This is a genomic window from Tenacibaculum sp. TC6 (assembly GCF_050606265.1).
GTDB lineage: Bacteria > Bacteroidota > Bacteroidia > Flavobacteriales > Flavobacteriaceae > Polaribacter.
Genome location: NZ_JBOCUK010000050.1, coordinates 1 through 15,579, shown reverse-complemented (window position 1 = coordinate 15,579; position 15,579 = coordinate 1). Strand labels below are relative to the sequence as shown.

General features: G+C 30.9%; 11 protein-coding genes. 4 read left to right on the top strand and 7 right to left on the bottom strand.

Going from position 1 to position 15,579, the window contains the following annotated elements:
- Positions 1-180: 180 nt before the first annotated feature.
- Positions 181-1,452, bottom strand: coding sequence for a replication-associated recombination protein A (locus ACQY1Q_RS16495; RefSeq protein ID WP_431006434.1), 1,272 nt, complete (start codon positions 1,450-1,452; stop codon positions 181-183).
- Between the two features lie 179 nt (positions 1,453-1,631).
- Here ACQY1Q_RS16495 and ACQY1Q_RS16490 point away from each other — a divergent pair, with 179 nt between their 5' ends.
- Entirely contained in the window at positions 1,632-2,318 is a 687-nt protein-coding gene (locus tag ACQY1Q_RS16490; RefSeq protein ID WP_431006433.1) for a rhomboid family intramembrane serine protease, read from the top strand.
- Positions 2,319-2,336: 18 nt separating this feature from the next.
- On the opposite strand, the gene rlmB is transcribed toward ACQY1Q_RS16490, so the two are convergent.
- From rlmB to ACQY1Q_RS16465, 5 genes are all read right to left on the bottom strand, one after another.
- Positions 2,337-3,074, bottom strand: a complete 738-nt coding sequence (rlmB, locus tag ACQY1Q_RS16485; protein WP_431006432.1) for a 23S rRNA (guanosine(2251)-2'-O)-methyltransferase RlmB — start codon at positions 3,072-3,074, stop codon at positions 2,337-2,339.
- Between the two features lie 104 nt (positions 3,075-3,178).
- Positions 3,179-4,603, bottom strand: a complete 1,425-nt coding sequence (locus ACQY1Q_RS16480; RefSeq protein ID WP_431006431.1) for a hypothetical protein — start codon at positions 4,601-4,603, stop codon at positions 3,179-3,181.
- Positions 4,604-4,615: 12 nt separating this feature from the next.
- Positions 4,616-7,423, bottom strand: coding sequence for a TonB-dependent receptor domain-containing protein (locus ACQY1Q_RS16475; protein ID WP_431006430.1), 2,808 nt, complete (start codon positions 7,421-7,423; stop codon positions 4,616-4,618).
- 166 nt (positions 7,424-7,589) lie between these two features.
- Positions 7,590-9,086, bottom strand: coding sequence for a hypothetical protein (locus ACQY1Q_RS16470; RefSeq protein ID WP_431006429.1), 1,497 nt, complete (start codon positions 9,084-9,086; stop codon positions 7,590-7,592).
- 66 nt (positions 9,087-9,152) lie between these two features.
- The gene (locus ACQY1Q_RS16465; protein WP_431006428.1) at positions 9,153-10,196 is read right to left on the bottom strand and encodes a glutaminyl-peptide cyclotransferase; all 1,044 of its coding nucleotides are present in this window, start codon (positions 10,194-10,196) and stop codon (positions 9,153-9,155) included.
- A gap of 192 nt (positions 10,197-10,388) precedes the next feature.
- On the opposite strand from ACQY1Q_RS16465, the gene ACQY1Q_RS16460 reads away from it, so the two are divergent.
- The 3 genes from ACQY1Q_RS16460 to ACQY1Q_RS16450 all read left to right on the top strand — a co-directional run bounded on the left by ACQY1Q_RS16460 (position 10,389) and on the right by ACQY1Q_RS16450 (position 13,385).
- Positions 10,389-10,640: a type B 50S ribosomal protein L31 gene (locus ACQY1Q_RS16460; protein ID WP_431006427.1), complete on the top strand. Its 252-nt coding sequence runs from the start codon at positions 10,389-10,391 to the stop codon at positions 10,638-10,640.
- A gap of 94 nt (positions 10,641-10,734) precedes the next feature.
- The gene (locus tag ACQY1Q_RS16455) at positions 10,735-12,261 is read left to right on the top strand and encodes an FMN-binding glutamate synthase family protein (protein WP_431006426.1); all 1,527 of its coding nucleotides are present in this window, start codon (positions 10,735-10,737) and stop codon (positions 12,259-12,261) included.
- Between the two features lie 26 nt (positions 12,262-12,287).
- Positions 12,288-13,385, top strand: coding sequence for a methyltransferase (locus ACQY1Q_RS16450; protein WP_431006425.1), 1,098 nt, complete (start codon positions 12,288-12,290; stop codon positions 13,383-13,385).
- 27 nt (positions 13,386-13,412) lie between these two features.
- On the opposite strand, the gene ACQY1Q_RS16445 is transcribed toward ACQY1Q_RS16450, so the two are convergent.
- Entirely contained in the window at positions 13,413-15,065 is a 1,653-nt protein-coding gene (locus ACQY1Q_RS16445; protein WP_431006424.1) for a hypothetical protein, read from the bottom strand.
- Between the last annotated feature and the right edge of the window lie 514 nt (positions 15,066-15,579).

Genomic DNA, 15,579 nt, shown 5'->3' with positions numbered 1-15,579 from the left:
AAAACACATTACTGTAAGTTTTTAACTTTTATTTAAAAACTATAAAAGACCTTTGTAAAAAAGGTCTTTATCTTTTTAGTAAAACGTCTTGATGTTTTGGTGAAAACACCTTGATCTTTTTATAAAAACGTCTTGATGTTTTTATAAAAAGGTAAGGGGAGTATATAATTTAAAAAAAAATTAGTAATTATACTTGTCTTTCCAGCGTTGTTTTAAAAGTTCTCTAAACTGATTTTCACGCGCATTATTTCCGGGTTCGTATAATTTAGTGTTTTTAATTTCTTCAGGTAAAAACTCTTGTTCAACAAAGTTACCATGATAATTATGAGAGTATAGGTAGTCTTTTCCGTAATTTAAGTCTTTCATTAACTTAGTGGGAGCGTTTCTTAGATGTAAAGGAATAGATAAATCTCCTGTAGTTCGTACTAAATTTTGAGCTTCATTGATTGCCATATAAGAAGCATTACTTTTTGCTGAATTGGCTAAGTAAACAGCACATTGACTTAAAATTATTCTTGATTCTGGGTTACCTATTACAGAAACTGCCTGAAAAGTATTATTGGCAAGTATTAAAGCGGTTGGATTGGCATTACCTATATCTTCAGAAGCAAGAATCAATAATCGTCTGGCTATAAATTTAACATCTTCACCACCTTCAATCATTCTTGCTAGCCAATAAACAGCTGCATTAGGATCACTACCTCTTATTGATTTAATAAAAGCAGAAATAATATCATAATGCTGTTCGCCGGTTTTATCATATCTAACTGTATTTTTCTGAATTTTAGTCAGTACAAGTTTATTCGTAATTTCAACTTCATCTTCAGTACTTACTAGTAAATCAAAAGTGTTTAACAATTTTCTGGCATCACCCCCGGAAACCTGAAGCAAAGCGTCTGTTTCTTTTAATATTATTTTTTTCTTTGATAGTATTTCATCTTTTTCAATAGCTCTATGTAAGAGCGTAATTAAATCATCTTTGTCAAAAGAATTTAAAATATATACCTGACATCGGGAAAGTAAGGCAGGAATAACTTCAAAACTCGGGTTTTCTGTAGTAGCACCAACTAAAGTTACCCAACCTTTTTCAACAGCGCCTAATAAAGAATCTTGTTGAGATTTACTAAACCTATGAATCTCGTCAATAAATAAAATAGGATTCTTTTGAGTAAATAAACCGCTACTTTTTTTAGCTTTTTCAATAATATCTCTAACATCTTTTACTCCTGAACTTATGGCGCTCAATGTATAAAATGGCCTTCCGGATTCATTAGCTATAATGGTAGCTAAAGTTGTTTTACCTATACCCGGTGGGCCCCATAAAATTAGAGAGGGTATTATGCCTTGTTTAATATGGTTTGTTAAAATACCATTAGGACCAACTAAATGTTGTTGACTAATATAATCATTAAGTGATTTAGGTCTAATACGTTCCGCTAAAGGCTGTGTCATTTTTGAAGTCAGGTTTTACAAAATCAAATTTACTAAATAATTGAGATAATGTATCCAATGAAATTTTATATGACAATTTTTCATGTATAACTATTTGGAAATATTTTTGATACCTTAGAAATATGAATAATGAAAACGAACTTAGATTTTCAGAAAGAGTTTTTTATATTCCATTTCTGATGATTTTTTTGCTCTGGTTAATTTACTGGATTGAAATTAAATTTGGAGTTAATTTTAATAAGTATGGAATTTATCCAAGAACATTAATCGGACTTAGAGGCATATTTTTATCGCCTTTAATTCATAGTGATACGAATCATTTATTTAATAATTCAATTCCTTTATTGGTGCTTTCATCTATTGTATTGTTTTTTTATCAAAGAGTAGCTTATAAAGTATTTTTAATCGGAGGGATATTAACAGGATTACTTACTTGGATTATCGCAAGAGAATCCTATCACATAGGAGCTAGTGGAATTGTTTACTTACTTTTTAGCTTTACTTTTTTTAGTGGAATAATAAAAAAGCACTACCGATTAATAGCTGTGTCGTTAATTGTTATTTTTTTATATGGAAGTATGGTTTGGTATGTGCTTCCGATAAAAGAAGGAATGTCTTGGGAAGGACATTTATCTGGTTTCATTTTTGGAGGAATTTTGTCATTAGTATATAGAAATGAGGGACTTGTTAAAGAAAAATTTGAGTTTTCTAAAACGGAGTTTGATGAAATGTTTGACGAGGCAGGAAATTATGTGCCCCCGGTAGAAGAGGAGGAAAGCAGGAGTGAAGAAGTAGAGGAAATAAAAGAATTTACGTATCGATATATTTATAAAGAAGAAGAAAATAAAAAAGGTTCAAATTATTAATTTGAACCTTTTTTATTATTACATACGTTGTCTTACCGCTTCATATAAAAAAGCTCCGCAGGCAACAGATACGTTTAATGATTCTATTTCTCCTAATAAAGGAAGTTTTGCTTTATAATCTGACAGTTTTAAAACAGCAGTACTTACTCCTTTATGTTCTGAACCTAAAATTATGGCAATTGGCTGTTTAAAATCTACAACATAAACAGAACTTTCTGTTTTTTCTGTTGCAGCTACTAATTTGATACCGGCAGCCTGCATTTGGAAGATTGCATCTTTGATATGATCAACTTTACATATCGGAACTTTAAAAGCAGCTCCGGCAGAAGTTTTAATGGTTTCTGCATTAACCGGCGCGCTACCACTTTTTTGTATGATTATACCGTTAACTCCGGTACATTCGGCAGTTCTAATGATAGCACCAAAGTTTCGTACATCAGATACTTGATCAAGTAAAAGAAATAAAGGAGTTGATGTTTCTTCAAGAACAGTTTCTAATAAAGGCTCTAATTCGTAAAACTCTATAGGAGAAATTCTAGCTACTGCCCCTTGATGATTATTGTGTTTAGATAATCTGTCAAGTTTTTCTGAAGGAACTACGCTTGTAGATATTTTATGTTTTTTTATCAATTTTTCTAACTGATAAAAAAGTTCACCTCTTAATCCTTTTTGTAAATATACTTTGTTTATTGCTGAACCACTTTCTATGGCTTCAATAATAGCTCTGATACCGAAAATTACTGTGTTTTCTTCCATACTGCAAAGGTAAGAGAATTATCGGAATAAGTAAGAGGCTGTCTGAAAAGTAGAACAGCCTCTTTTGAAAATAAATTAAGTGTATTTCTTTTAACTATAAAAATTTAGTTAAAAGGTAAAACTTCGTTAGAAGTCTTGTTTTGTACTAGTATTTTATTTAAATCGATAGTTGTTGTTGCTACTCCAGGACCTGTAGCATCGTAGGTTATTTCATCTAACATTGTTTTTATTGAATCAATAAAAGAAGGAATGGTAGGAGATGTTCCAGGATCACCACTATTAATATTCGGATTTAGTTGGATTTCCTCTTCAGATAATACTAACTTGACTCCCATATCAACCAATCTTAGTCCTTCACCAATAAAAACTTCTTGTCTAGTTCTGTATATCAATTCTAAGGCATCATCTTCAGTTGTAATATTATCTATCTCACTTTGTGTTAAAGATGTTCCGGAAACAGAAGGAACGCTTATGTTACCGTTTTGTCTGTCAAGAACTAATCCACTTCTTCCATTTACAATAACTGAAGCTTTATCAGGTCTACTACCTGGAGCACCTTGTGTTCTACCTTCTATAGCATCTGAAAAATTACGTATTTCACGTGTTCCAATTAGTGTAAGTAAATTGGTTAAATTAGTTTTTACGCTTGAAATATCTGATGAAGACGCTGCTGCTTCAGCCAAAATTAAATGTGCTTCTTCTGCTTTAAGAAAATGGATTGAAGGATCTACATTAGCTGTGAGAAATGAGTATTTAGGATCTAAAAAATCCAAAGTAGGAAGAGGTTGTAAATCATCAAACGTACCTCTTTGGTATAATGCAGATTCCATTCTATTACCAACTCCTTCTTTTTCATCATATCTAGCCGATTTCAAAACAGTAGATGATAAAGCCAATGCTTGATTGGCATCGTTAATAGCCTCCGTCTTATTTCCTAAGTAGTAATTAGCTCTTGCTTTAGCAATGTGATATTCAGGAACATTTTTTGCGGCAATTGCTTTATTAAATGAGCTTATTGCGCTATTATAATTGGTTTCAGAATTAACCGTAGATTCAAGAGGTTCCTGTGGTAAATAAGAAAAGTACATTCCCGCCATTAAATATGACATCCCTTCGTAAAAATGGTATTCAGCTTCTATGTCTGCTGTATATGTCGGGTCATTTGGACCTACTTTGCTTAAACCAAATTTAGCAAGTTCTCGTAAGCGTGAAATCCCAAACTGTGCATTTCGCATATCAGGATCAGTAATCCTTATATCCAGTTTATCCATAAACTGGCTATAAAATGTCTGTGTATTTACATAATTATCCGAACCTATTTCTGCAATAACTACAATATTATTAAGGGCTATGGACATTTGTCTTTCTATACCTAAGAGAAGAATAGATGATGAATTAGGTTGTCCCACAACAGCTCCCTCTGAAAAATTTGGGTTACTAATTTTTGTAAAATCAACAACTTCTTCAAAGTCGCCAGTACAACTTACTAGTAATAATAGTGATAGTACTTTTAAATATATTTTTTTCATTGTTATTCTTTTTTATAAATTAAATTTTAATGAAGTCATATAAATCCTAGGAGCCGACTCTGTTCCATATGCAAAACCTCCTGTGCTAAATCCGTTTTGTGCACCAATACCAGATCCTGTTGTCTCAGGGTCAAAATTACCATTTGTCCAGTTAAAGGGATTCGTTACAGAAAAGTTTATGGTAATGTTTTTAAATGGTTTTAGCAAGTTATTAAATCTATACGATAATCCTAGGTTTCTGATTTTGACAAAATCGGAATCAAACACAAAATAATTGACATAATTAAATGGACTAGTATTTAATGCTAATAAATCTTCAGGAATTCCAGTGTTATCTTGACCTCTTAGGTGTCTTAATAGGAAACTTAGATCAACTGACTTACCTCCAAATTGATAATCACCAGACATAAAAAAGTTAAAGTTCTTAAAAGAATAGTTTAAACTAAAAGATCCAAAGTGAGGAGCATAGGTGTTTCCTAATGCAGAGTCTGCAGTAAACTTATAAGTTCCATCACCATTTGGTGTTGCTTTGGTTCCTCTTAAGAAACCTAACGATTCATTTTCTTCAACACGAGCTCCGATTACTGTAAAGCCTCCAACACCAAATCCTGGCGCCCCACCAGTACTTATAACTATGTTTTTGTTGTGATTATACGACGCATTAAAATCTAATTGATGGTTTTCATTGCTAATTATTTTTGTTGATAATTCAAGTTCTAAACCAGTATTTTCAATTTCTCCAATATTTTTTACTTGTGCTAATTGACCTTCAGATTGAGCTGGATTTGGTGTGAATAAGGCATCAGTTGTAATACCTTTATAATAGGTTGCTCCAAAATTAATTCTGTTGTTCAAAAAACCTAAATCCAAGCCTACCTCATAGGTAGCCACTTTTTCTGAAGTTAAATCTGGATTACCAGGGTTTCCAAATGTGAAAGCCGGACTTCCAAAAAAAGTATTTAGAGTAAACGTTTTATCTTCAGCAAATGGTCTTGCGAAAAGAGTAGATTCACCATAGTTTGCTCGAACTCTTATGTTTGATATTGTATTTTTTATAGAACTATCTTTATAAAAACCATGATCAGAAATATTATATGTAAGACCTACTTTTGGAAGAAATAAAGGTTTAGCGTTTTTTCCTGCCGAGGTGTTTTCATCATATCTTGCACCAAATTCTAGGTAAGCAACATCGTATATTCCAATATTTTCTAAAAAATACAAACCATAATTTCCATTTTCTATTATTCTGTCAAAAAAGTTTTTAGTAGGGAAATTTTGTGCTAGAAGAGTTCCATCTACTCCTCCAGACCCTTCAAGTCTTTCCTGTCTTTCATTTGTTCTAAAAAACTGACCTCCAAATACTGTTACAAAAGAAAAGTTGTTTAATTTTGCTTTATGCGTCAGGTTCAAATCACCAGTTGTTGTAAATATTCGTCTTACAAATTTGTTTAGACTAGCTCTATCAGTTGTTCCCTCTGGGAGTGTTCCTTGCGCAATTTGTAATTGATTACTGCTAACTTCTTGGTCCTGAGAAGCTCTTGCGTCAATTCCAATAGTTGCATTTACTTGTAAATTATCGAAAATATCATAAGTAAACTTATTAGAATTGGTAAATCTATTAACATCTCTAGTTATATCGATTAAAGAGCCAATTAAACGAGCTCTTTCTTTTTCAACTAACCAATCTTCTTCAGAAAGTTCATCTAAATTACCACGAGAAGCACCTTCAAAGTTACTAAATCTAGAAAAAGAAGTGTTCGCATTGTAGTCCAAATTAGATTCAAATCCAGTATAAGCAAACGATCCCTGATATTTTAATTTTTCATTTAACTGTGACGATAAACCAAAAGATAGAGATCTCTTTATTTGTTTATTGTAATCATTAAAACTATCATCTTTATATAAACTTCCGGAAAAATTATAAGTGGTTTTTTCCTGTCCTCCATTTAATCCGAATCTATATTCTTGAGCAATTCCTTTTTGGAATAAGGCTTCAGCAGTTCGTTTATATTTCAAAAAATCTTTCGTAGCACTAATAACTCCTAATCTTGTTTCAAAAAATATATTTGTTGAATTACGACTTCCTTTTTTAGTTATAATTTGTATCACGCCATTGGCAGCATCAGCACCATAAAGGGTTGTAGCAGCTCCCCCTTTAATATACTCAATTTTCTCTATTGATTCAACTGGAATATCGGCCAAAGCAGAAGTGTTAGCACCACCTGTATCAAGACCAAGAGTGGCATTTGAGTTTAAGTTATCAACTCTAACACCATCGACAATAACGACGGGAGTTGCAGACGACGCGGCTGATATAGGACCTCTTGTTCTAATTAAGGCCGTAGTTCCTGGTTGCCCTGAACTTAGTCTTATTTGAGCACTAGGAGTATTAGATTGTAAAATTTGATCAATTTGATTAGATGGTAATTTATCAATATCTTTTGATGTTAAAACATCGACAGATGTCGATAACCTCTTTTTTTCAATACCAGAACCCTGTCCTGTAACAACTACCTCTTCAAGTAAGTTGTCATTTTCTAATACTACATTTATTTGGTTAGCTCCTCCAACTATTCTTTCAGCAGTTTTCATTCCTACGAAGCTGTAAACAAGAATGTCACCTGTTTTTGCTTTTAAAGAATAATTTCCATCGAAGTCAGTCTCAGTACCTTGGGTAGTACCTTTTTTCAAAACTGTAACTCCAGGCAAAGGCCCTGACTCATCAGAGACCGTACCTGAAATTGTTCTGTCTTGTGCAAACGAAATTTGCACAACCAACGCCAGCAGTAGCGTTAAAATTCCATTAAACTTTGTTCTCATTATATAATTATTTGAATTAATTAAATGCTAAAATCTTAAATTAATCTTAAAGAAGCAATTTTTTAACAAAAAAAAAGTTAAAGAAAAGCTTATTGGATAAAGCTTCTTTAAATTACTTAGGATAGAATAAGTTGTATTTGTTGAGTTGTTATTTTAATAAATAGACTTAAAATTTTATATGTTGATACGCTCCTAAATCAACATTAGAAAGTCTTTCAATTTCAAGTATATCAGAGGTAACAGGAGTTGTAATTCCTTTATTGATAGCATCACTATTTTCACCAATAATTAACTCGTTTTTTTGAGCATTTCTAAAGTCTGAAAATCCATTTAAAATGATGTTTTGGTAGTGTGTAGAATCATCAAATTTGAGTTCCGGGATGTTACTATAAGTTTTATTAATATCATCAAACTTTATTAAACAATTTTTTACACTGTAGTTGAATAAAGTACCTTCAATTTTATCTAAAAGGAATTCTATGTTATTATTTCCTTCAATAATACAGTTTGTAAAATTAGCTTCTGATAAATCTCTGATTTCTGTTACTTTTTCACCATCCTGATTAACATAGGTTGTGTGGTTATTAACTAAGACTGTGGGTAGTTGCCTTAAACTATTATTCCAGTAATTACTAAAGGTTGCATGAGTGAAATTGTAAATACCACCAAAGGTACAAGCCAAAGATGATTGTCCTGTATTACCTATCACTAAATTTTCTCCTACAATGTTAGAGTTTCTAGCTAAAATTCCGTAGCTGGAATTATTATAAATTTCTGAGTTTTTTATGGTAAGAGTGGGAGAAGAAGGAGTAATTCCATCTACCAACATACCAACAATTCCATTTTTTATGATGGTGTGGTTTAATTCGTTTTCTTTACTGTCGGCACGTAACCATATTGTACCCCATTGACCTGTAATATTATCAAATTGATGCTCAAGTCTATCACCTTCAAAAATAATTTTTTTATCAAGAGTTCCTAAAGCTTTTAGGCTGGCTTCTTTGTCAACAATTAAACCGGAATTTCTATGAAAATGTATTTTGGCTCCAGGATTAATAGTTAGTGTTTTTGTTGAAGGAACTGCAGCATAACCATATATAACATAAGGTTTTTCATCTGTAAAAGTTAGCTCGTCATCTTTTAAAAAACGACCTTGGATTTCGGAATCTTTTCCATCAATAGTAAGTGTTTCTATGCCTAAGCTATTTTTACTTGGAAAGATAAAATGAGCATCTTGAACAAGAGTTACTAAATCAACATCTTGTTGTTGATTACCATTGTCAAATAAGATTTTGTCTGTATATAGTGGGTCGGTTATTGAACTAAAATCAATAGTAGTTTCAACAAAAACATAAATACTATCATTGGCTAGAATAGTAATGTCTTTAAATTCTTTTCCGGGAGTTCCGTCAACATTCAATCTGTAATTAGAATTAATACCATTTTCTAATTTAATCTCCGGAACAGTTATAGCTTTGTTACTTTTATTATATACTTTTAAATTGTAGGTTGCTGAACCAATGTTACTAAAAATGGTATCTAAAAAAACAGTGTCTTTAGAAAATTCTAAATTTCCATAACTAGGAATAGTATCAAAATCTTTTCTACAAGATGAAACTAAAACAGCAATAGATATAAGTAAAAAAGGCAGCGTGAATCTCATTGAATTAACACAATTAAAAGTTAATAAAGCTCGTTAAAATAACGATATAACTTTGAAACTATAAAATTATTGTTTAATTAATTCAATCTCAAATAATTTACTCCAATGTTTTCCGGTAACAAAAATGCGGTTACGGTCAGCATCATAAGCTATTCCATTTAATACATCATCCTCATCAACTAACTTTTGCGTTTTTTCCATTTCTTTTACTAAATCTGTAAGATTAATAATACCTTCAACACAACCATTTAGAGGATTAATAATGGCTATTAAAGGTTTTTGCCAGTAGTTAGCGTATATTTTTCCGTTAATTAATTCAAGTTCATTAAGTTTTTCTAAAGAAAGCTTATTTGTATATGCCTGAATACTTCTTTTTTCTTGTTGGTTTTTAGGATTTAAAAACCAAATTTTATTCGATCCATCAGACTTTATAAGTTCTGTATCACTATGAGTTAATCCCCAACCTTCGTGGCTGTTATTATAATTGAACTCTCCAACTTTTTCAAAAGAATCTAAAGCGTATATAAAACCTTTGCGAGCTTGCCAAGTTAACCAGTAAATTTTATTGTCGTAAATGGTCATACCTTCACCAAAATAGGTGTCGCTTAAATCTGTTTTTTGTAAAACTTCTCCGGTTTGTAAATTTACTTTTCTTAAACTTGATTGCCCTCTTTTTCCGGTAGTTTCATATAAAAAACCATTGTGATATTCTAACCCTTGAGTATAAGCGTTTTGGTCATGAGGATAAGTGTTTACAATTTTGAAAGTGTATAAAGTAGGTGCTTCTTTTGCAAAAACTTCAATAGAATTATTTACTCTTTTTGATTTGTTGGGGTAAAAAGCAATAGCCGTTACCGCATGTTTTCCTGCACCAAAATCTTCTGTATTAATAGTAACGCTGGTTTCATTCTTGTTAACTCTTTTATTATCAACAAAAAGCTGAACAGAATCAATTGCATTTCCTTGTAATTGTTCAAATGTAATGGTAGCTTTTTCTCCTAATACAGTTTTTTTAGTAGTATTAAGTTTAAATTTATAATATGTTTCACTGCAAGAAGTTAATGAAACGATAGCTAAAGAAGTTATGATGAAATATTTACAAATACGCATGTTAAAGAGTTTGAATTCAAAAATTATTTATTCACACTACAAATTAAAACAATTTATTTGTTTGGAAATTAAAAAAAAGGGTTAAATTTGCACCCTCAAATAGCCATTGCAGGTTTTTGATTTTTACTGAAGGCGTTTAAAACCTTACCAATTTTAAACAAATTCATTATAAAATTTAAAGTTATTATAAAGATGAAAAAAGATTTACATCCAGAAAATTATAGATTGGTTGCCTTTAAAGATATGTCTAACGGAGATGTATTTGTTACTCGTTCAACCGCTAATACAAAAGAAACTTTAGAAGTTGATGGAGTTGAATATCCATTAATAAAGTTAGAAATTTCTAGAACTTCTCACCCTTTCTATACAGGTAAGTCTAAGTTAGTAGATACTGCTGGACGTATTGATAAGTTCAAAAATAAATATGCAAAATTCAAAAAGTAATTTTGTTTTTACAAAAATATATAAAAGCTCTGGTAAATATCAGAGCTTTTTTTATGCAATAAAACTTGTATTTTAGCCATAAAAAGATATAAAAATGAGAGATACCATATTAGCCGTTGTTGTTGTAATTAATGCATTGTGTGGTGTGTTAGTGTATTTTATGCCAGAGATGGGGAATTATATTTTACTAACAATATCTTCAGCAATTACATTGTTAACCATTTACGATGCCTTTATACAAAAAAAGCATTCATTAATGAGAGCTTTTCCAATTGTAGCAAGACTTCGATGGGTATTTGAAGAAGAACGTGAAAAAATTCAACAGTATTTTATTGAAGATGATTTAAATGGAACTCCAATCAATCGTGAGAAGAGAAGTATTGTTTACCAACGTTCTAAACAAGAAATCGAAACAGTTCCTTTTGGAACTCAGCACAATGTTTATAAAAAAGGCTATGAATTTGTAAAACATTCTTTATTCCCACAAGATCATCATCATATTGAAGGAGAACGAATTTTAATTGGTTCAGATAAATGTGCTAAAAAATACAATGCTTCTATTATTAACATATCGGCTATGTCATTTGGTTCCTTAAGTAAAAATGCTATTATGGCACTTAATCAAGGAGCTAAAATGGGAGGCTTTGCTCATAATACCGGTGAAGGAGGAATTTCTCCTTACCATTTACAAGGAGGCGATTTGATTTTTCAGGTAGGTACCGGTTATTTTGGTGCCGGTAAAACTGAAAATGAAATACGAGTATTTGATGATGAAACTTTTAAAGAAAATGCTAGGCGACCGGAAGTGAAGATGATTGAAATTAAATTTTCACAAGGGGCAAAACCAGGACATGGAGGAATTTTACCGGCGAAGAAGAATACAGAGGAAATTGCTAAAATTCGTTCTGTAAAACCTTTCACAAGGGTTGATTCACCTCCCGGACATTCTTCTTTTTCAAATTTTGAGGAAATGATTGCTTTTATACAAAAAGTACGTGATTTAAGCGAAGGAAAACCAGTTGGAATTAAGTTTTGCGTGGGAGATAATGACGAGATAGAGCAAATGATAAAAGCGTTTTCTGATGCAGGGAATTATCCGGATTATATAGCTGTTGATGGAGGTGAAGGAGGAACCGGTTCCGCCCCGTTAGAGTTTACTAATTATATCGGAACTCCTTTGTTAGACGGACTAGCCTTTGTGAATACGACATTAAAGAAATATGGACTAAGAAAAGAAATAAAAATAATAGCAAGTGGTAAAGCTGTTGATGCATTTGATGTGGTAAAATATTTAGCTTTAGGAGCTGATGCTATTGGTATGGCTAGAAGTTTTATGCTTAGTTTAGGGTGTATTCAGGCAAGAGAGTGTAATTTAGATACTTGTCCTGTTGGAGTAGCAACTCAAGATGAGGATTTAGTTGAAGCTTTAGTGGTTGAGTATAAAAATGTAAGAGTGAAAAATTATCACGAAAAAACAATTGCTGCTGTAAAAGAGTTTGTAGCTGCTATGGGGAAAAAATCGATTTCTGAAGTTGGGCCAAAACATGTTTTCAGAAGAGATAAGGATGGAAACATTACCTCATTTGACAAAATTTATTATAAAGAGGAAGTAACTGTTTAATTCTTGATCTTGAAGATAAAACTAATTTGGAATCAGTATTAGAAATAAATAATCAGTGTTATCAACTACAGCGTTATCCTGAAACAGAAGATAAAAGTTTAAGGGCTTGGAGTAATGCTGAATTAATGGTGTTAGATTACTTTTTTAAAAATAAAGAAAGTAAAAAAGTTCATTTATTTAATGATCGTTTTGGAGTTTGGAATAGTGTGTTACAAAAACAGGAAGTAACAACAATTTATACATACGCAAGTCAACAAAAAGCGATAGAATTAAATTTAGCTTTAAATAAAATAGAAGCTAAAGTTGTTTATAAAAATCCGTTAGAAAGTTTACAGCAAGTTGAACTAGCCTTGATAAAAATACCCAAGTCACTTGAGCTATTTGAATTGTTTTTAAAACAAATTCATCGTTCGAGTACAAATGAAACAGAAGTAGTATGTGGATTTATGACCAAGTATTTTTCAACCTCATTTTTAACTATTGCCGAACGGTATTTTGATGTGATTGAACAATCAAAAGCATGGAAAAAAGCTAGATTATTGTTGTTAAAGCAGCCAAAATCAAAAATATCTGATGCTGAATTAATAAAGAATATTGATTTTAAGGGAACAGTTTTTAAACAATATTACGGAGTGTTTTCTTCCGGACATATCGATATAGGAACTCAGTTTTTTTTAGAGCATTTAACTATTTATAATCATGAGGTAAAAATATTGGATTTAGCATGTGGTAATGGTGTGATAGGACATAAAGTACTTGAGTTAAATCCAAATGCAGAAATTACGTTACTTGACGATTTTAATTTGGCTATTGAATCATCAAAGTTAAATATAGCTAGTAAAAAGGCAACTTTTATTTGTAATAACACATTGGTTTCTTTAAAAGAAAATTCATTCGATGTTGTGGTCTCAAACCCTCCGTTTCATTTTGAATATGAAAATAATATAGAGGTAAGTTTAGTTTTGTTTAAAGAAGTACTTGCCTGTTTAAAAGATGAAGGACGCTTTGTGTTAGTAGCCAATAAACATTTGAATTATAAAACTCATTTAAGTTTATTATTTAAAGAGGTTACCATTATAAAAGAAAATGCAAAGTTTACTATTTATGAATGTAAAAAAGGGTAAATAAATTTCTCGTTTACCCTTTTATTCTTAAAAATTATTTTTTCCTACTTTAAACCTAAAAATATAAGTTTGGCCTTTGTAGTATAGTTCTCCGTGATTCTTAACATTTGATTGATCTGCTCTACAGAAAATAAGGTTATCATCATCAGAAAATACGATAGTATTAGCAACAGACGTTCCCGTTGGAAATTGAGGAAAAGTGTACTTAATGCTCAAATCGTTGTAAGTATATACTTTTTCATAATCAGAAAGAAGAATGTTATTTGGGCTACACGCTTTTATGTTAGAAGTAAAGGTTCTGATAATGTTTAAATCCAAATCTAATTGATAATTCTCCCAAAAAAGACTTTGATTGTTTTGTGCTAAAAGAATGAATGGTTCCGGAGATGAAATTGTTGTTAACCAAATTGGATATGAGCTTACATCAACAAATGTATTATCTGTATTGAATTTATAAACTCTTCCGTTATTAACACTACTTTTTCCTGTGTATAAAGCTTGATTTTTATGATTATATTCTATATCATCATGCGTTAAAAAAGAAGTAATTGGTCCGTTAATTAAATTTCCGGTATTTCCATCATAAATCCAAAATTTAGAACTATCAAAAGTAGGTGAATTTCCATAACAATAGAGGGTGTTATTTACTCCGGCTTCTATTTTATGAATTCCCCAGCTATCTGTATTTGTAGTAAAAGAAGTAGGGGTTAACGTAGTTAGGTTTAGTTTTACTATTTCCTCGTTATCTGTTTGTGATAAAAATAAATTTTCGTTATCAGGTGAAATATCAAAATCTGTATAAAAAGTATCTTTTAAAATATGTGAATTTACCTTGAAATTCTGAGAGTCTATATCAATAATGACAAGTCCGTAATTATCAGATATATAGTTTTTATTGCCAACCAAACCATAGAGTCTATTTCTTATAGGGTCACTAATTATTTTTCGTATGTAATACGGGAAATCAATAAAAATTCCGGGATACATTTTTTCTATATTACTTCCTATAATATGTTCGTAAACTCCTTTCGTTCTTACAATAACTTGGTACTGCTTTTTTTCTACTAAAGAAGTGAAATTTTCAAAATTATATTCTAAGGTATTTATATCGTTAATTTCTACAATAGGTTTGAAATCTTCTGTATAAATAATATACGATTTAAAATCAGAACCTTCATATTTTGTCCAAGTGAGTTTAACAGATTTACTGGTGTTTTTAGCTGTTAATTGAATAGCATTAGATAGTGTAATTGAATCTTTTATATGTATGTTTTTAGAAGGAATAGAAACATTTAAGTAAATGGTATGAACACCTTTACTTAGTTTTTTTTCTATTTCAGTTTCCATAGAATCATTAGGGTTCCCTTGATAAAAGATACCATCAACGCTACTTACCCAAGTAACAACAATGTCTGAGTTTTTGAGATGTGCAGAGCCATTAACATAGCCAATATCTACATTTCCTTGAAAAAGTGTGCTTCGGTCGGGGTTTTCAAAAATGCCCTCACATCCTTGGTTATAAAAAGAGTAATCTCTGAATTGTGAAGGAGACGTAATTTTCGCTTTGAAGCTTTCTATTATTATGTTTGTATCTGGCTCTGATGGTGGTGAATAATCATCATTAGTTGAACAATTAAATAATAAAAATACAAATAGTAGTAGTAAGACATGTTTTTTCATTTTAAGGTTAAATTAGGTTAATACTCGTTGGGGGTATGTAATAACCCATAATGTGTGTTACAAGTAAATCAAAACATAAACTATAACATAAGTTTTGCAGTGGAAATATGATATAATGTGTCTATAGTTTTGGTTTAAATGAACAATTTTTAGTAAGCTAAATTTTAACTTACTTCCTTAAATTTAAAAAAAAAGATTTTAATTTTTCTATGGTTTTCCGTAAAAGGAACTTGTTTTTCGATTAAAAGTCAATAAGTTACGGTGTGTGGTTTTAAAAATAAAAAATAAAATAGAAAAAAGAACTTGTTAGCTACTGTTTAAAATTGTTGAAGTTTACTGTAAATTTATTATATGTTTTATGGAAATATATGGAGTTCGATTATTTACATAACTAAAATAAAAAAGGAGTAGTTTTAACTACTCCTTTTTTATTTATGATGTCCCGTCCTGAAATAAGTTGACACAAATTAGACTTATTTTATGAATACGAGTCCACACAAGAAAAAGCGCACAC

Bases quoted from the DNA above. Each gene is read 5' to 3' on its own strand.
- ACQY1Q_RS16480 (WP_431006431.1), bottom strand. From the start codon at position 4,603: ATGAAAAAAATATATTTAAAAGTACTATCACTATTATTACTAGTAAGT.
- ACQY1Q_RS16455 (WP_431006426.1), top strand. From the start codon at position 10,735: ATGAGAGATACCATATTAGCCGTTGTTGTTGTAATTAATGCATTGTGT.
- ACQY1Q_RS16460 (WP_431006427.1), top strand. From the start codon at position 10,389: ATGAAAAAAGATTTACATCCAGAAAATTATAGATTGGTTGCCTTTAAA.
- ACQY1Q_RS16475 (WP_431006430.1), bottom strand. From the start codon at position 7,423: ATGAGAACAAAGTTTAATGGAATTTTAACGCTACTGCTGGCGTTGGTT.
- ACQY1Q_RS16490 (WP_431006433.1), top strand. From the start codon at position 1,632: ATGATTTTTTTGCTCTGGTTAATTTACTGGATTGAAATTAAATTTGGA.
- ACQY1Q_RS16465 (WP_431006428.1), bottom strand. From the start codon at position 10,196: ATGCGTATTTGTAAATATTTCATCATAACTTCTTTAGCTATCGTTTCA.
- ACQY1Q_RS16495 (WP_431006434.1), bottom strand. From the start codon at position 1,452: ATGACACAGCCTTTAGCGGAACGTATTAGACCTAAATCACTTAATGAT.
- ACQY1Q_RS16470 (WP_431006429.1), bottom strand. From the start codon at position 9,086: ATGAGATTCACGCTGCCTTTTTTACTTATATCTATTGCTGTTTTAGTT.
- ACQY1Q_RS16445 (WP_431006424.1), bottom strand. From the start codon at position 15,065: ATGAAAAAACATGTCTTACTACTACTATTTGTATTTTTATTATTTAAT.
- rlmB (WP_431006432.1), bottom strand. From the start codon at position 3,074: ATGGAAGAAAACACAGTAATTTTCGGTATCAGAGCTATTATTGAAGCC.